A 16,632-nucleotide genomic window follows, 5' to 3' on the forward strand; every position below is an offset into this window, starting at 1 on the left:
ACAATAAGCTCCTTACTGCTGCTTTCATTATACCATAAGCGCTAAGCACGTGAAAGACCTCGCCAAGAGTTTCGGCATGGATTCTCACCAGACCGGAAAATTTTACGTCCCCGCCAATATCACCGGCTGTTTTCCGGCATATGAAACTGTATGGCGTACATCAGCGCCAACATGGAAGCGCCGCAAAAAATCTCGTTTTTCCGAAGCATTTCCAGAACCGTTTCCCGCTTGATCCACTGCTTGCCGTGCACTTCATTTTCATCAAAGTTCTCCGTCTCGCGCCGCACCATTCCTAAAAAATTATGTACCACCAAATCGGACATTCCGTTGCTGGGGTTCTGGGTACACAGGAAGGTAAGTTCCCCGACCACGCAGCCCGTCTCCTCAAAACACTCCCGGCTGGCTGCCTCTGCGGGGCTTTCGCCTTCCTCAACCCGACCGGCCGGAATCTCCCACTCGATCCGCCCCGTGGTGTACCGCTTTGACCGGATCAGCAGAATTTCATCGCGATCATTACATATGACCACGCAAACCGACTCATGAGGATAATGCAGTCGATGATAAGACTCGATTATCTCCCCGCCCGGCATCCGCACCCTGTCCGCATACAACGAAATCCAAGCACTCTCATAGATCACCTTACGATCCAGCTTTTCCGGAAAATCCCTGTTCATGTGCGCCCCCTTGACCCTGCAATTTTTCATTCTGCAAACGATTGATTCTAAACGCTCAGCTCCAGCGCCTTGCACGCGCCGGCCAGCTTTCCTCAATTCTAATATTCCTGTTCACAAATGTCAAATGCTGTCGTCAGGATAACGTCGCCTCCACAGCCTCCACGTCCCCATTTGCCGCAATCAGCTTCTGATAATAATAAAAGCTGTCCTTTCGGACTCTCTCAAACGTTCCATTCCCGTAATCGTCCATATCCACATAGATAAACCCATACCGCTTGGACATCTGCCTTGTGGACTCGCTGACCAGGTCGATACAGCCCCACCAGGTGTATCCCCACAACTCCACGCCGTCCTCGTTGATGGCGTCGCTCATGGCTTTCACATGATCCCGCAGATACTCGATCCGGTACGGATCGTGGATTGTCCCGTCCGCCTCCACCGTATCCCTGGCGCCAAGTCCGTTTTCCACAATAAACAACGGCTTGCGGTAGCGGTCATACAGCTCCACCAGGGAAATCCTCAGACCAATGGGGTCGGTCTGCCAGCCCCACTCCGAGGAGGTGAGATAGGGGTTCTTCACGCCGTTCACCGTGTTGCCCGGCGCCATGTCCAGGCCCTCGGTGCTGGCTGCCATGCAGCTGGTCATATAGTAGGAGAAGGACACAAAATCCACCGTCCCCTCCCGCAGGATCTTCCCGTCCTCCGGCTCCATCTCAATGTGAAACCCTTTTTTCTCAATCTCCCGCTTCAGATACCCGGGATACTCTCCGAATACCTGGATATCCACGTAGCGGTACACGCTGCGCATCCGCTGCTGGGTCGCCAGATTGTCCTCCGGCTTGCAGGTGTACGGATAAAAGCACAGCTTCGTCATCATACAGCCGATCTGCGCGCCGGGCATCATCTCATGTCCCAGCTTCACCGCCAGGGCGCTGGCGATCATCTGGTGGTGCATGGCCTGATAAATCGCCTGCTCAAAGGGCACGTCCGGGAATCGGTCCTCGATCAGCCCCCCGCTGGTCACCGGGTGGCGCAGCATGGCGTCCACTTCGTTGAAGGTGAGCCAAAATTTCACATATTTGCCGAAGCGCTCAAAGCACACCCTGGCGTACTTCATGAACAGCTCCACCACCTCCCTGGAATACCACCCACGGTACTCTGTTGCCAGCACCAGCGGCGGATCGTAGTGGGACAGCGTCACCAGCGGATCGATGCCGTACCTCCTGCACTCCTTAAACATTTCCTCGTAAAATGCGATTCCCGCCTCATTGGGCTTCTCGTCCCTGGGATCTGTAAAAATCCTGGCCCAGGAAATGGACATGCGGAACACCTTGAATCCCATCTCCGCGAATAGCCGGATATCTTCCTTATAATGGTGGTAGAAATCGATCCCCCTCCGCTTAGGGTAATTGGCCTCCGGCCCTGCCGCCAGCGCCTCCTCAAGATCCTTGCTGGAAAATGCGAACTGCCTGGTGAAATCCGCGATTCCCACCTCCCGGTAGGGAAGGCAGTCCTCGATGGTCATGCCCTTCCCGTCCTCATTCCACGCGCCCTCCACCTGATTGGCAGCCGTGGCGCCTCCCCACATAAAGTTATCCGGAAAATGATAACGTCCCTTACTCATCTCTTTACCTCCCTTATCGAATTGCGGTTACGACAGTGGTCCCTCTGGACACCCGTCCTGTTTCCTGGTTTGCGAACACGTCCAGATAGGCGGATGTGTTGGCGACGATCACCGGCGTGGTCAGGCTGTAGCCCTCTTTGCGGATGGAATCGATATCCACCTGAGCCAGCAGGTCTCCCCGTTTCACCTTCTGCCCGTCCTTCACCTTTATATCAAAATATTTCCCCTTGAGATTTACTGTATCCAGACCGATATGGATAATGCACTCCATACCCTGGTCCGAAGTCAGCCCGATGGCATGCTTGGACGCGTACACCGTGGTGACAGTCCCGTCAAAGGGCGCCGACACGGTTCCGTTTTCCGGCACAATGGCCACGCCCTTTCCCAGGGTCTCGGAGGAAAACACCTTGTCCTCCACCTGCCTCATGGGAATCAGCTCTCCGTCCATGGGGCTGGCAACGGTCTGCGCAAGCCCGGCCGCCTCAGCGCTCCCGGCCGCTTCCCGGACCGCAGCCACTTTCCCAGCCGACTCAGCCGCCGGATTTCCCGCTGTTACAGCCGCCGTCCCGGCAGTCCCAGCCGCCGCTTTCCCGGCTGTCATCATTTTCCCGCTCTCCCCTTCATTTACGCCCAGCACGCACACCAGCACCGCGCCCAGCACAAACGCGATCACCATACCGATACACACATACACAAACCCAGGCCCCACAAACACCGGGAGCGAGAGAATACAGGAGTTCACATAAGCGCTGGACCTGCCTCCGAAAAATGCCACAAATGCGCCCGCCACCGCGCCGGCGATGATATCCGCAATCAGCGCGTTTTTAAATTTCAGCAGCACGCCGTAGATGCCCGGCTCCGTGATCCCGATAAAGGAGGAGACAAAGGCCGACATGGCGATGGATTTGTTCTCCTGCTTTTTCGCCTTGATCCATACGCCGAAGCACACGCCCACGATCGCCAGGGTTCCCATGGTGTTGACCGGCAGAATCACGTCGTACCCGTACTGGGCCAGATTCTGCATGCATACCGCACCCAGGGACAGGTGCATTCCGGTAAACACCAGCAGGGACCGGGTGGCCCCGATCACAAGACCGGCCAGAATCGGTGAAAATGCGAACAGTCCCACGAAAAACGCCGCGATTCCCTTACTCAGATAATTTGCAATGGGACCCGTCACGCCCAGGGTGATGGGACACATGATCAAAATAACAATCATCGGCGTAAACACCAGACGCAGCATCTGGGGAACATGTTTGTCCACAAAGTCATACACATATTTGAGCACCCACACGCTGAAAATAATGGGAATGCTGCTGGCCGCGTACTTCACAAAGGGAATGGGCAGGCCGAACAAATGCATGGGGGAAAGCCCACCAGCCAGCCCGGCCGTCATGGTGGGGTACAGCAGGCAGCCCGCCAGGGCCAGGGCCAGCGCCGTGTCCGTTTTAAACCGCTTCGCCGCCGACCAGGCGATAAAGAAGGGCATAAAGTAGAACACCACGTCCGCCGCGATGGTCAGCATCTGAATCAGATCCGACGCCGTCTCAAACCCCAGATAGCTGGTCATAATGGTGATCACGCCCTTCAGGATACCGGTGCCCGCCATCACCGGGATCACCGGCAGAATGATGGCGGAAATGGTCTCAAACAGGCCGCCGATGCGCATCTTCTGTTTCTTCTCCGCCGTCACGTCGTCCATCACAAACCCGACCTTGTTGATCATGGCGTTGTAAACATTCTCCACGTCGTTCCCGATGATGATCTGAAGCTGCTCCGTCTGGAACTGCACGCCCAGCACGCCGTCCAGTTTCTTGATCCGCTCTGCGTCGATGACGCTGCGGTCCTTCAGATAAAAACGCAGCCGCGTCACGCAGTGAAACAGTTCCTTGATATTTCCTTTCCCGCCGACTTCCTTTAAAATCGCTTCGGCAAGCTGATTGACATTCATAAGTCCCCTCCTAATTCTGATGAATCCGTTCGATATGTATGGTAAGATACAGCTTTTCATTGTCGGAAACCGTGTAATGGTACTGCTTTTGCAGGTATTCCACGATCCGCTCCACACAGCGGTAGGACTGGCCGTACCGCTCCTTTACCATTTGAAACAGCTGCAAATCTGCGTTTTGATCGCTTTTACCTTCGTGAAGCGCCATCCGCTGCGCGAAAAATTTCAGATGGGTCATCATCCGGTAATAGCTCAGGGAATCCTCCTGAAACTCGATCCGGAAAAAGTTTCGGATAATCGTGCGGATCTCCTGGACGATTTTTGTGATCTCCAGCGTCTTGTTCATCTCCGTGCCCATGGTGGCGTTGACAAAATGGAGGGCCAGAAACGCGGCCTCGTCCTCCGGCAGATTGATATCGAACTGCTGGTTCATCATCTCCACCGCGTCCATTCCCACCTGGAACTCCTCCTTGTAGATCATTTTTGTCTCGAACAGGAGCCGGTTGTGGATCAGCATCCCCTCCCGGCACCGCTTAACCGTGAAGAAAATGTGGTCCGTCAGGGAGAGATAAAGGTTGTCGGCCAGCTCCTTTCCCAGCAGCAGCTTTCCGTGGGCGATGATCCGGTCCGCGCACTCCAGGTACTCGTCCGGGATCTCCTTCAAAAGCGCCTCGAATTTGCCGGACAGGTCCCGCACATTTTGGGTGAAAATGCGCTCGATTCTTGCCACGTCCACCGGATCGCCGTATTTCTTCCCGAAGGCCACGCCGCAGCCCATGACAATCCGATCCTCGCCCGCCTCATCGGCCACAATGGCAATGTTGTTGTTCAGAATTTTGACAAATTTCACCCTCACACGCTCCTTTTTAGGCACAAAAAAATACAGGTATCCCAAAGTTTTCACACTACTCCGAAACTTTTGGTCTTGCCTGCATCCCAGTAACAAACCGCATCAAGTTGATTCATAATTCAATTTATAGACGTCTATGTGGTATTTATAGCATGGCAAATCATAAAAGTCAAGCTTTGACTTTAAATTCAGGTAATATTACAGTTTTTTTTCCGTTTTTTTATGTATATTCCACAATAAAAAAATATCCCCAGAATCAACCACCTGCCGGTGCCGCTCCCAAGGATTTCTTATCGCGATAAACCGGACTTACAGGGTGGCCGGTCCCGGATTATCTACCAAATAATTGCAGCCAGATTTTCACTCTTCTACGTCAGCCGGGCCGACATGCCCACGAGTCCGCCGTCGAGGCAGACACCGGCGGCAATCAGCCAGCGTAAGCCCACACACATCCCGACTCGCATAAAGCCAATGGTGGATCCTCCAAATACTGCGTAAGATCGCCAGTTTGTAGCCCTTCATTTATAATCGGCCTTGAGGAATTGATGACCCGTATGATATCCCCAGCCTTATCCTTGACCGGCGTCTCCAGAACCAGCAATGTTTTCCCGGTGACCGTGGTCTTTAGCGCAGCTATTTTCCATTTTTTTCCTCCTCCTTAATTTCCCAGTGAATCAGGAACGTGAGGGCAGCCCGCAGAGCAATAATGCCGGCGACAATTCCGATTTCTTTCCATTCGCGCACTACAACTGTGCGCAAAATCTCACTTCCCATCTTGAATTCCAGACCCATTGCAAGTCCTTTGGCCAAATAAATCTTAGTTTCGGGCGATTTGCGCAAAAATCTGGCGAAACCGGTAAATCCGGAATAAATGATAATTCCAACCCCCATGAACTCGAAAATCAGAATTGCCGCGTTGGCAACCAGCGATAAAACCCCTTCTAAATACTCCATCTTGCAATCCTTCCTACAGAAATAAAACCAACTACTGCGCTGTCATAACCGCTGAAACCAGCGCAATGAGGTATGTAGCTTCTGAAGGCTGAACTTCTTGACTCTTCTTGCGATTATTAATCCCACAGGCATGGACGGAAGCGTCATAATAACGCCATACAGCCTCAGGCCCGGTTTACAGCCCGCCCATGCATTTTACATTTTAGTATACGGATCCAGATTGATTTCTGAAATTTCCGGCGCGGAGCCCAAAATATTCTGGAAAGCCACCAGAGAATCCATCAGATGTTCCGGCTCCAGATCCTTCATGATGAAAACAATCTGGGAGTTCTTCTCCTCTCCGTTCCAATCAGCGAGATGGCGGGGTGGGTGGATGACGTGCTGCACGCCGTTTATGACAATGGGCCCGCTATCCCCAACATCCACCATGCCCTTGATACGCATCATTTTTTCACCGTGAGCGTAAAGCAACATACTCATCCACAGGCCAAAGGCCGTCCAGTCCAACGGCTCATAAAACCTGATCGACATGGAGCGCACCCCGTTGTCGTGAGGCGTGGGTCTGTCCGGATACTCTGTTTTCAACTGTTCCAGCCTTGTCCTGCGGATCTCCATCTGACTCTGACTGTTGGCAAATACGATTTCCGGATCAATCACCCCATTGGCGGCCTCCATCACAATGGCTGCCGGATTAAGCTGACGCAGGCGCTCGCGCATCTCCTGCACCGTCTCTTTTTCCACAATATCCGTCTTTGTAATAATAATTGTATCCGCGGTAACAATCTGCTTAACGGATTCCGGATTATTTCTCAAATGCAGTTCACCATTGGCGGCATCCAGGCAACACACCACACCGTCCACATAATAGCGGTTCGTAAGAACGGGATCCATCAAAATGGAAAAGAGGATAGGCGCCGGATCAGCAAGCCCGGTCGTCTCAATTACCACCCGGTCCAGCTGAATCCGTCCGCGCTCAGCTTCATTCAGAATCTCCTTCAGCTCATTGATCAGGTCCTCGCGCATATTACAGCAGATACACCCGCCGCTTAAGAGCCGTGTTCTCTCCTCGATGCGCCGGATCAGACGGTGGTCCAGCCCGGCCTGGCCATACTCGTTGATAATCACTGCCGTATTGGCAAATTTCCCATATTTCAGTACATTGGACAGAAGCGTGGTTTTCCCGCTGCCCAAAAAGCCGGTTACCACGATAATCGGCTTCCTGTTATCTCCATTTGTCACCTGGCACACGTCCCTTCCTGAAGCGCCTTAAGAAAATCCGGATCAAGGGGATCCAAATCCCTGTGCGCCATCTCGGAAGCAGCCTTCCACATACCGCCAAGATCATAAATGACTCTGCTGGCGCCCTTTTTGTCAAACAGCATATATCTGCTTCCGTTCCACTCCTTCAGAGTGAGTCCGTAATAGCTGAGAATCTTGTTGGCAACGGCCACCCGCCTCAGGCGAAGGCGCATCCGCTCCCGCTGGTTTTCTCCCGCCACAATCTTTGTTTTACTCCTGTAGTTTGCGTCATGGACAGGCTGATCCGTCCAATGGACGGTCATGATCATTTCACCGCACAGTATACACATTTCATACACTTCCCTTCCAAACCATGCCCCCGGCAGGCTGCAAGCGCACCCGGGTTCCCCGTTCTGAGTCCGGGTCTGCCCGGGAACGAGACGCCGCATACCGAAACTGCTGCGGCGGAAAACAATCCGCCGCAGTGTAGAACCGCTGAGTTTAATTAAGCTTTCTTCGGAAATCTTTTAATGTACTCGTCAGCCATCTCGTCAAGTGTGCACCAGCGCACGCCTTCGTACTGGTTAATGTGATCAATCAAATGCTGGTGGCAGTTAAGGCATTTCATACGGCCGGACACATCCGGGTGAATCGTCATGGGAAACACAGCAAAGTCGTAATTCTCATAGACATAGTCAAAGGAATCCTCCCACATGCCGAAAATATCCTTAGGATTGTGGAAGCCAAAGCTGTTTGCGGACTTTTTAATAAACATCAGCGGCGGAAGGTCATCCAAATCCCAGTTTGCAGGAATTTCCACCAGGTCAGTCTCCTCACCACGGATCAGAGGCTTCATCCAGGTATCAGCCGGAGCAGAATAATCAATTTTGCTCCAGCTGTCGCCTATACGCACATAATAAGGCATGCAGTCATGATGCATAAGGGAATGGTCATATTTAATACCGTACTTTTTGAGGAGTTTGTCTGTGACATTGGAAAATTCCCACCAGGGAGCCACGTAACCAGTGGGGCCTTTACCGGTGAGCTCGGTAATCAGTTCCACACTCTTTACCAAAATATCTTCTTCCTGCTGCGGCGTCATCGCAATGGGATTCTCGTGGGAGTACCCATGGGCGCCAACCTCATGTCCCGCCTCAACAATCATCTTCATCTGCTCGGGGAAGGTCTCAATCGAGTGTCCGGGCGCAAACCAGGTCGCCTTGATGTTGTTCTTAGCGAACAGCTTGAGCAGGCGGGGAATGCCGACTTCACCGGCAAAAAGACCGCGGGAGATATCATCCGGGGAGTCCTCACCGCCATATGAGCCCAGCCAACCGGCTACCGCGTCGATATCTACACCATAACCAACCAGAATCTCTTTTTTTGCCATCTTATTTACCTCCATCTTTTATTTTTGACTTCTGCCTCTTATTAATACTCCTCGGTGGAATAGTAATACAAATTAAAATTTATCATTATAGAGTTTCCTGTTCATATCCCTCAGATAGGGAAGGGTCCGGCGCATGCGCTCCACCTCGTCCAGATCCAGCTCCGCCAAGACCACCGCGTCGCCATCCGCGCCGGAATCGGCCAAAATCGTGGTATCCGGCGCCACAATCCGGCTCAGCCCGCCGAACTCACTGTCTTTGTCCCTGCCGCAGCGGTTGCAGGCCACAATAAAAGCGCCATTTTCCAGAGCCCGGCTGCGGGAAGCGATATCCCAGACATAGTAGCGCGCCCTGCCGAAGGCAGATGTATAGACGAGTATATCCGCGCCCTTTCTGACCTGAATTCTTGCCATCTCTGGAAAGCCTATCTCATAGCAGATCTGCAGCCCTATTTTGCCAAAGGGCAATTCGACTACATCGATACTTTCTCCCGTTTTAAAGCGTTTACACTCGTCTCCCCAGAGATGCATCTTCCGGTGGCTGGCTATATAGCCCTCTGGTCCAACCACAACAGCTGTATCATACAGAGCGCCGTTCTCCCCGGCCTCGATAATGGCCCCGATAAGATATGTCCCATATCTGGCCGCAAGCTGCTGCATCCATTCAGTGGTGGCTCCGGGAATAGGTTCTGCCAGTGCTTCGTCCTGCTCCTCCACGCGGTATCCTGTACTGAAAAGCTCCGGCAATACAATCAGCTTCGCGCCCTTCTCTGCGGCACAGATAACCATCTCTTCCGCTTTGCTGAGATTTGCCTTTTTATCGTTCAGAATACAGTCCATCTGAATGGATGCCACAATCAATTTCACGATTATCTACCTCCTTCTCACTTCTTCTACTTATTTTCAAAGCAAACCACATGCCAATTATCTGATAAATTTATTCATATCTCCACAAGACGCGGTGGTATTTTTGCTTTTTATGAATAATATCTGATTTTTTTACCGCTTTTTTGTGAATATTTTTTCTGCAAATTGCTGGTCGAACCGCCGTTCAAGCTGGCCTGCGGGCTTCCCGATGTCAGAAATAGCAAAAAACTATGCGTCCGTGCATAGCTTTTTTGCACAAACGCATAGTTCTTCCTGATCAATCTCTCTTTTTTAACTTCCGGCTGATCGTACTCTGATCCACGCCCAGCACTTCCGCCATCTGAACGGTAGTGCCATACCGCTCCCTGGCCATCTGAAGCAGCATATCCTCCACCATCTGGTGAGCCTCCCGCAAGGGTATGATCTCATCCACGGATATTGCCGCGGTTCGGCGGCTGCTCGTGATAGCCTCCGGCAGACTTTCTGTGCCTATCACGTTCTGAGGCGATAAAACGACCATCCTCTCGATGGTATTCTGAAGCTCACGGATATTGCCATCCCATTTGTAAGCCATAAAGACATCCATAATTTCCGGTGAAAATACCCGATTCATATGATATTTATGATTGTACTTATCTAAAAAAAACAGGGACAGCGGCAAAATATCATCCTTCCGCTCTCTGAGCGGCGGGATCTTGATATCCACAACATTCAGCCGGTAATACAGATCCTTGCGGAATCTGCCTTTAGCGATCTCCTCCAGCAAATTCTTATTGGTGGCCGCGATAATGCGCACGTCTACCGAAATCGACTTCGTGCCGCCCACGCGCATTAACTCATTCTCCTGCAAAACCCGCAAAAGCTTCGACTGCAGCATAATGGGAATCTCGCCGATCTCATCCAGAAAAAGCGTGCCCTGGTTGGCCAGTTCAAAAATCCCCGGCTTTCCGCTCCGCTCCGCCCCTGTAAACGCCCCCCTCTCATACCCGAATATTTCCGATTCCATCAGCGTAGGCGGTATGGCTCCGCAGTTGATTTTGATGTAAGGACCGTCCTTGCGGCTGCTCATGGAATGGATATAATTTGCAAGAACTTCTTTGCCCACGCCGGATTCACCGGTAATGATCACGGCAATATCCGTGCCGCTGACCTTCATAGCCAGATCGGCCACGCTCCGCATCTGAACGCTATTTGCAATAAACGGCGCATCCCGCTGTTCCTGATTGCGCATATAGGCGATCTCACGCTTATAGCCCTCCACCAGCAGATTTGTTTCCTCCAGCTCCTTAAAGAGTTCATTTTCATTGATAATAAGCCGGGAAGTATTGATAACACGGATGATATTACCATTCTCATCCTTTATGGGTGTTCCCAAAACCATCAGCCTTTTCCCGGTAGCCGTGGTCTGTATGGCCTGCACGCGGCGCTTGGACTCCAGCACCATCCGCGTTATGGAAGGATAATAAATACGCTTTTTCTCAAGCTCGTAGACGCTTTTCCCGATCAGGCATTCCGCCTCCACTCCCCATATTGTCTTTGAGGCGGAGCTGACCTCCAGGGTAATACCGTTGCTGTCAGATGCATAGATTACGTCCCAGTTTGTTTCGAACAGCTTATTGATATCCTCGCTGATATGGCTGTAGCTCAGCTCGTCGCCCACATTACCCATATCCACATTGCGAAAGCAAAGCTGCATTGCCCCGACCGTGCGCCCCTGCTCCATTATGTTGCTTTGCAGAACCAGCCCGTCCTCCTCCCGGAACATGAGTCTGGTTTCCGTGGTATTGCCCAGCATCGTAACAAGACTGGCTCCGTTTTTCTCAATCTCATTGATATCAGAACCGATCAGCCATTGCCTGGGGCGGTCATGGCGGACGCAGTATTTACTGTTGACCTCAACAATCCTCCCTACCAGGTCTATGATAACCGCCTCGCAGGGCAATGCTTCCCAAATGATTCCTTTCGAAAAAGAATCATTCGGCTCCGTATTCATATTAGAAATGCTGAGATCTCCGTTCAACATTCTGTTGTCGTCCGCCATGTTTTCCACCACCATATCATCTGCCTGTTCTCACACTACAGCGGATCTGTCCCCGCTTATTTTTTCTCCGACATTTTCTTTGCCAGGACGTCGGACAGCAGGCCCAGGCCAATACCGCAGGTCAAGGCCACCGCGGTACCTTGCCAGTTATTACCTGAGGCATAAAAAGCCGCGTTTCCTATAAAAGTACCGGGAATAAATCCCAGGAATCCCAGTTTTGCCTGCCAGCACATAATCGCGGCAAACAGAATTGTGAAGGCTATGCCTGGCACGCCGGGAAGAGCGCTGCTTAAGGCTATGGTGATAACCCCCCACAAAATCCCGCTCATATTTGTGCAAAAAGCAGACCTTGCTCCCTTTGTTCCCCCTCCCGCGGCAAAGTAACTGGCCCAGCCCAAAAAGCCAACGAAGCCTATGAGGCTGAGTTCCCCGCTGAGGTAAACCCATGCACCTGCTAAAAATCCGACCGTAATCCCCACTGCTGCAAGATAACTCATACTGTACACTCCTTTTCATATAATATTGGCCTGCGTTCATGCTGCCTGATTATATATACAGCAATTTTCATGCCGATTTTATCTCGGATATTTTACAGTATGAGTCCCTGCAACTAATTCAAGTATAATAAAACTCTTTTACAAAATCAATACACCGCCTGCTCCCGCACCATCAGCGTGGGGTATCCCATGTTTCGCAGGATGCGCTCCATGTTGGCCGCGTTGTCCATGTTGAGGAACGCGCCCACCCGGACCTTATAGTAGCCGTCGTCGTTGACGATGAAGGCGGGAAGGCCCCTGGACTCCAGCTCCTTTAGCAGCCGGTCCGCCGGAACCCGGTCCCGGTACGCCCCCACCTGCACCTGATAATACTCCGGACGCGCCATCTGCTGCTGGCGGATTGTCTCCAGCACGCCGTTTGCTATGGCCTTTGCTATGTTCTCAAAATTGTCGTCAAAGAACCGGTTATCCTCGGGATTGTCGATAAAACCGGCCTCCACCAGCACCGCCGGCATCTGCGTCCTGCGCAGCACGATCAGGCCGGGGCGCTCCTTGACCCCCAGGTCCGCGAACCCGGCCTCGGTCAGATTCCGGCTGATGTTCTCAGCCAGCAGCGCAGGAACGCCCTCGTCCTCGTATACCAGCACCTCCGCCCCGGACGCGCTGCCGGGAATGGGCATGGCGTTGCGGTGGATGGAGATAAAGTAATCCGCGCCGGACTGATTGCCCATCTGCGCCTTCTCTAAGGGCGTGTCAAACACATCGTTCACCCTGGTGTAGAGCACGTTCACGCCGCTCTGCTCCAGCAGATTTCCCACTGCCAGCGCCAGGCGCAGCGCGTCGTCCTTCTCCTGCCGTCCCATGTAAACGGCCCCGGGGTTCGCCCCTCCGTGGCCTGCATCTATAATAACCGTCTTTCTTTCTGCCATTTCGGTCACTCCTTCACATTTACCTTGGAGAATTAAATATTCTCTCCCTATACCATATGAGAAGAATCGCCGAAAGTTGCGGTTTAAATGGACTGGAGTGCCCTAAATTTCATCCACATCCACGCCCCGGGGCCCCACTTGGGTGGAAAATACGATCTGCGTGCTGGTTTTGCCGAATTTTTGCAGCTGGCCGATAAAGATATCCAAATCCATGGTGCTCTGGAAGGCCACCTTCATCAGCATGGAGTACTCGCCGGTGACGCAGTTGCACTCCAATACATTGGGCACGTCGTTGGCGTAGGCGTAAAATTTCGGTTTGTCCTCCGGCACCACGTCCAGGTTGATAAAGGCCAAAATGTGGTAGCCCAGCTTCATGGGGTCCACAAACGCGTGGTAGCCCGCGATAATCCCGTCCTTCTCCAGCCGCTCAATTCTGGCGGACACGGCCGGAGAGGACAGAAACGTCTTCTCCGCAATGGTCTTTAAGGACATGCGGGCGTTCGCCTGCAGCAGCTTCAGTATCTTGCGGTCAATGTCATCCATCACTCAAATCCTCCCAAACTCCGTTTTCCGTGGCAGCCTGCCGGGCAGCGGCCCGCAGACAGCGCCTGCGGCTCACGGCGCCCAATAAGCAGAGAAGCGCCCGAACCTCTGGTCCGAACGCTTTTGCCCGAAAAAATCTTATAAAATTTTCTTACTTGGTATCATAAACTGATTTTATTCGCTTGTCAACCTAATTTTCTAAGAAAATGATTTGGGTCTCCCCAAAACCTTCCGCATGCGCTCCACCGCCCGCGCGGTGTTCTCAGCCGTGCCGAAGGCGGTAAGGCGGAAATATCCCTCGCCGCTGGGTCCGAAGCCGCTGCCCGGAGTTCCCACCACGTTGGCGTTCTCCAGCAGGAAATCAAAAAACTGCCAGCTGGTCATACCCTCCGGCGTTTTCAGCCAGATATAGGGGGAGTTTACGCCGCCGAACACGGTGCAGTCCGCTTCCTTAAGCCCCTGCAGGATCACCCGCGCGTTCTCCATATAGCAGGCCACCTGCGCCTCCACCTGGCGTTTTCCCTCCGCCGAGTACACGGCCTCCCCCGCCCGCTGGACGATGTAGGGCGCGCCGTTGAATTTGGTGCCGTGGCGTCTGGCCCAAAGCCCGTGCAGCGCCGTACCGCCGCATGTTAAATCCTTCGGCACCACCGTAAAGCCCAGACGCAGGCCCGTGAAGCCGGCCTTCTTGGAAAAGGACCGGAACTCCACGGCGCAGGTCCTGGCCCCGCTGATCTCATAGATGCTGTGGGGCACGTCCTGCTCGGTGATGTAGGCCTCGTAGGCCGCGTCGTAGAGGATCACCGCGCCGCTTTCATTGGCGTAATTCACCCACACCGCCAGCTGGTCCCTGGTGAGGGCAGTGCCGGTTGGATTGTTGGGCACGCAGAGGTAAATCAGGTCCGGGCGCTCCTTAGGCAGCTCCGGCACAAAGCCGTTTTCCGCGGTGCAGGGCATGTAGATCACCCGGCTCCATTTCCCGGTGGCCGGATCGTAGGTCCCGGCCCTGCCCGCCATCACGTTGGAGTCCACATAGACCGGGTACACCGGGTCGCACACCGCGATGCGGCAGTCCGGCCCGAAAATCTCCTGGATATTGCCGCAGTCGCTCTTGGCCCCGTCGGAGACGAAGATCTCGTCCGCCTCCACCGCGCAGCCCCAGGCCCTGTAGTCGTTCTCCACAATGGCTTCCCGGAGAAAATCATACCCCAGATCCGGGGCATATCCGCGAAAGGTACCGGCATCCCCCATCTCGTCCACCGCCCGGTGCAGCGCTTCCACAATGGCCGGGGCAATGGGCTGGGTCACATCCCCGATCCCCAGACGGATGATCTCGCGCTCCGGGTGGGCCTTCTGGTAAGCCGCCACCTTTTTGGCGATATCGGAAAACAGGTAACTGCCCGGCAGCTTTAAGTAGTTCTCATTGATCGTTAACATTATTTTCTTACCTCCTTGGATATCTTGTAACGCGGCCCGCTGCACCGGACATGCTGTCCGGACGGTACGCCGCCCCGGCAATGGCCCGCAGACAACGCCAGGTCCCCTTGCCTCCAATTAAATACTCCCAGGAACCTGCCGCACCCCGTCGTGCCGCTGATCCCTGAGAGTTTGTTTAGACTAATTTCACATGTGGTATCATATTATAAATTTTCCGGAATGTCAATATCCCCGCGGAAAACTTCCACCGCAGGCCCGGTCATAAACAGGTGGCCGCTCTCCCGGTCCAGGCGGATGCGCAGCGTCCCGCCCCGCAGCTCCACTTCCACCTCGTCCTCCGTGTAGCCCATGAGAATGGCAGCCGCAGCGCTGGCCGTGGCCCCGGTGCCGCAGGCCCAGGTCTCCCCGCTGCCCCGCTCCCATACCCGCATACGGATATGGTTGCGATCCACCAGCTGGATGAACTCGGTGTTCACCCGGTCCGGCTGGAAACGCGGATGCATTTCAAAGGAAGGACCGATCCGGTCCAGACTCAGATCGTCGATGGAATCCATGAAATACACCGCATGGGGATTACCCACGCTGATCCCCACAAAGGAGTAATCCCTCCCGTCCACGTTGATCGGCTCGGGAAGCTCTGAGGTCAGCCTGGCCTCCCCCATGTCCACGGTCAGAAGTCTTGCGGTAAACCGGCCGTTTTCCTCCTCCACCGTAAACTCGATGATCTTGACTCCGGCCAGAGTCTCCACGGTCAGGCTTCTCCTGTCCCCGGGCACCAGACCGTGGTCATAGGCGTACTTACCCACGCAGCGCACGCCGTTGCCGCACATCACGCCCCGGGAGCCGTCCATATTGTACATATCCATGCGGCAGTCCGCGGTCCCGGACGGGCCGATCAGAATCAGACCGTCGGAGCCGATGCCGAAATGCCGGTCGCTGACAAACCGCGCCACAGCGGCCGGGTCTGCCACCGTCTCCTCAAAACAGTTCACATAAACGTAATCGTTGCCGATTCCCTGCATTTTTGTAAATCTCATATCCCTCTCCTCACACATGTATCAGACTGATCACCATCTGCGCCGTCTCCACCAGGTTGGTGCCGCTGTCCATACTGCACTTCTGGATGTAGCGGTGGGCCTCGGACTCCGACATATTGTTGCGCTCCATCAAAAGCTCCTTGGCTCTCATGATCAGGTTCTGTTCCTCCATATTGCGCTCCTTGGGGCGCAGCCGCTGTTTCCTTCGGATGCGGGCCTGGGACTGCACCATCATCTCCAGAGTGTCCACCAGGTCGTGCACCTTAAGAGGCATCGGCAGACAGATCATGCCCTTCATGTTCTGCCCGCTCCACCGGCTGGGGGAGGCGATCAGAAGCATATCGACAGCGGCGGGAAGACACTGGCGCAGTTCATCGTACATCATATCCTCAAACCGGTATCCGCTGACCACAATCCCGCTGTTCACGCTCTCGGCGGCCGTGATGGCCTGCGCCCCTGAGGCACAGACCGCAACCACCTGAAATCCGCTGCGCATCAGGATGCCCTTTATATTTTTCCCATCCTCCGGCTTGGAGAACGCCACGATTATATTTGTCACATGCCTCACCTCCCGGTCAGCCGGCCCTTTTGCTCCGGGGTCTCTC

At 53.8% G+C, this 16,632-nt stretch carries 16 protein-coding genes; all 16 read right to left on the reverse strand.

The window, feature by feature from the left end; all coding sequences use genetic code 11:
• Nucleotides 1-119: 119 nt before the first annotated feature.
• The 16 genes from ACK2JC_RS06645 to ACK2JC_RS06720 all read right to left on the reverse strand — a co-directional run bounded on the left by ACK2JC_RS06645 (nt 120) and on the right by ACK2JC_RS06720 (nt 16,586).
• The gene (locus ACK2JC_RS06645) at nt 120-674 is read right to left on the reverse strand and encodes an NUDIX hydrolase (protein WP_320937645.1); all 555 of its coding nucleotides are present in this window, start codon (nt 672-674) and stop codon (nt 120-122) included.
• Nucleotides 675-807: 133 nt separating this feature from the next.
• Complete coding sequence (locus tag ACK2JC_RS06650; protein ID WP_320937644.1) at nt 808-2,298, reverse strand: family 1 glycosylhydrolase; 1,491 nt, start codon at nt 2,296-2,298, stop codon at nt 808-810.
• 13 nt (nt 2,299-2,311) lie between these two features.
• Nucleotides 2,312-4,249, reverse strand: a complete 1,938-nt coding sequence (locus tag ACK2JC_RS06655) for a beta-glucoside-specific PTS transporter subunit IIABC (protein ID WP_368272346.1) — start codon at nt 4,247-4,249, stop codon at nt 2,312-2,314.
• A gap of 10 nt (nt 4,250-4,259) precedes the next feature.
• Nucleotides 4,260-5,096: a BglG family transcription antiterminator LicT gene (gene licT, locus ACK2JC_RS06660; RefSeq protein ID WP_320938094.1), complete on the reverse strand. Its 837-nt coding sequence runs from the start codon at nt 5,094-5,096 to the stop codon at nt 4,260-4,262.
• Nucleotides 5,097-5,729: 633 nt separating this feature from the next.
• Nucleotides 5,730-6,050 carry a DUF1622 domain-containing protein gene (locus ACK2JC_RS06665; protein WP_092368623.1) on the reverse strand — a complete coding sequence of 107 codons (321 nt, stop codon included), beginning with the start codon at nt 6,048-6,050 and terminating at the stop codon, nt 5,730-5,732.
• A gap of 195 nt (nt 6,051-6,245) precedes the next feature.
• Nucleotides 6,246-7,289, reverse strand: a complete 1,044-nt coding sequence (locus ACK2JC_RS06670; RefSeq protein WP_118756751.1) for a CobW family GTP-binding protein — start codon at nt 7,287-7,289, stop codon at nt 6,246-6,248.
• The gene (locus ACK2JC_RS06675) at nt 7,286-7,639 is read right to left on the reverse strand and encodes a hypothetical protein (protein WP_092368626.1); all 354 of its coding nucleotides are present in this window, start codon (nt 7,637-7,639) and stop codon (nt 7,286-7,288) included. Before ACK2JC_RS06675 ends, ACK2JC_RS06670 begins: the two co-directional genes overlap by 4 nt.
• 155 nt (nt 7,640-7,794) lie before the next feature.
• Nucleotides 7,795-8,679, reverse strand: a complete 885-nt coding sequence (locus ACK2JC_RS06680) for a polysaccharide deacetylase (RefSeq protein ID WP_320938093.1) — start codon at nt 8,677-8,679, stop codon at nt 7,795-7,797.
• A 72-nt stretch (nt 8,680-8,751) separates the two neighbouring features.
• Nucleotides 8,752-9,543: a carbon-nitrogen hydrolase family protein gene (locus tag ACK2JC_RS06685; RefSeq protein ID WP_206197032.1), complete on the reverse strand. Its 792-nt coding sequence runs from the start codon at nt 9,541-9,543 to the stop codon at nt 8,752-8,754.
• Between the two features lie 277 nt (nt 9,544-9,820).
• A complete protein-coding gene (locus ACK2JC_RS06690; protein ID WP_320938092.1) occupies nt 9,821-11,584 on the reverse strand; it encodes a sigma-54 interaction domain-containing protein in 1,764 nt (587 codons plus the stop codon).
• 56 nt (nt 11,585-11,640) lie between these two features.
• Nucleotides 11,641-12,081, reverse strand: coding sequence for a DUF1097 domain-containing protein (locus tag ACK2JC_RS06695; RefSeq protein ID WP_302325525.1), 441 nt, complete (start codon nt 12,079-12,081; stop codon nt 11,641-11,643).
• A gap of 146 nt (nt 12,082-12,227) precedes the next feature.
• The gene (locus ACK2JC_RS06700; protein WP_092368635.1) at nt 12,228-13,010 is read right to left on the reverse strand and encodes an N-acetylmuramoyl-L-alanine amidase; all 783 of its coding nucleotides are present in this window, start codon (nt 13,008-13,010) and stop codon (nt 12,228-12,230) included.
• 102 nt (nt 13,011-13,112) lie between these two features.
• Complete coding sequence (locus tag ACK2JC_RS06705; protein ID WP_007708956.1) at nt 13,113-13,553, reverse strand: Lrp/AsnC family transcriptional regulator; 441 nt, start codon at nt 13,551-13,553, stop codon at nt 13,113-13,115.
• A gap of 198 nt (nt 13,554-13,751) precedes the next feature.
• A complete protein-coding gene (locus ACK2JC_RS06710; protein ID WP_320938091.1) occupies nt 13,752-14,990 on the reverse strand; it encodes an LL-diaminopimelate aminotransferase in 1,239 nt (412 codons plus the stop codon).
• A gap of 203 nt (nt 14,991-15,193) precedes the next feature.
• Entirely contained in the window at nt 15,194-16,027 is an 834-nt protein-coding gene (gene dapF, locus ACK2JC_RS06715; RefSeq protein ID WP_320938090.1) for a diaminopimelate epimerase, read from the reverse strand.
• Between the two features lie 10 nt (nt 16,028-16,037).
• Nucleotides 16,038-16,586 carry an ANTAR domain-containing response regulator gene (locus ACK2JC_RS06720; protein WP_320938089.1) on the reverse strand — a complete coding sequence of 183 codons (549 nt, stop codon included), beginning with the start codon at nt 16,584-16,586 and terminating at the stop codon, nt 16,038-16,040.
• Between the last annotated feature and the right edge of the window lie 46 nt (nt 16,587-16,632).

The organism is Enterocloster lavalensis (assembly GCF_046603895.1).
GTDB classification, from domain to species: Bacteria; Bacillota; Clostridia; order Lachnospirales; family Lachnospiraceae; genus Enterocloster; species Enterocloster lavalensis.

Coding starts and splice junctions, on each gene's coding strand:
- ACK2JC_RS06645 (WP_320937645.1), bottom strand. CDS start 674: ATGAACAGGGATTTTCCGGAAAAGCTGGATCGTAAGGTGATCTATGAG.
- ACK2JC_RS06650 (WP_320937644.1), bottom strand. CDS start 2,298: ATGAGTAAGGGACGTTATCATTTTCCGGATAACTTTATGTGGGGAGGC.
- ACK2JC_RS06655 (WP_368272346.1), bottom strand. CDS start 4,249: ATGAATGTCAATCAGCTTGCCGAAGCGATTTTAAAGGAAGTCGGCGGG.
- ACK2JC_RS06665 (WP_092368623.1), bottom strand. CDS start 6,050: ATGGAGTATTTAGAAGGGGTTTTATCGCTGGTTGCCAACGCGGCAATT.
- ACK2JC_RS06675 (WP_092368626.1), bottom strand. CDS start 7,639: ATGTGTATACTGTGCGGTGAAATGATCATGACCGTCCATTGGACGGAT.
- ACK2JC_RS06680 (WP_320938093.1), bottom strand. CDS start 8,679: ATGGCAAAAAAAGAGATTCTGGTTGGTTATGGTGTAGATATCGACGCG.
- ACK2JC_RS06690 (WP_320938092.1), bottom strand. CDS start 11,584: ATGGCGGACGACAACAGAATGTTGAACGGAGATCTCAGCATTTCTAAT.
- ACK2JC_RS06695 (WP_302325525.1), bottom strand. CDS start 12,081: ATGAGTTATCTTGCAGCAGTGGGGATTACGGTCGGATTTTTAGCAGGT.
- ACK2JC_RS06700 (WP_092368635.1), bottom strand. CDS start 13,010: ATGGCAGAAAGAAAGACGGTTATTATAGATGCAGGCCACGGAGGGGCG.
- ACK2JC_RS06705 (WP_007708956.1), bottom strand. CDS start 13,553: ATGGATGACATTGACCGCAAGATACTGAAGCTGCTGCAGGCGAACGCC.
- ACK2JC_RS06710 (WP_320938091.1), bottom strand. CDS start 14,990: ATGTTAACGATCAATGAGAACTACTTAAAGCTGCCGGGCAGTTACCTG.
- dapF (WP_320938090.1), bottom strand. CDS start 16,027: ATGAGATTTACAAAAATGCAGGGAATCGGCAACGATTACGTTTATGTG.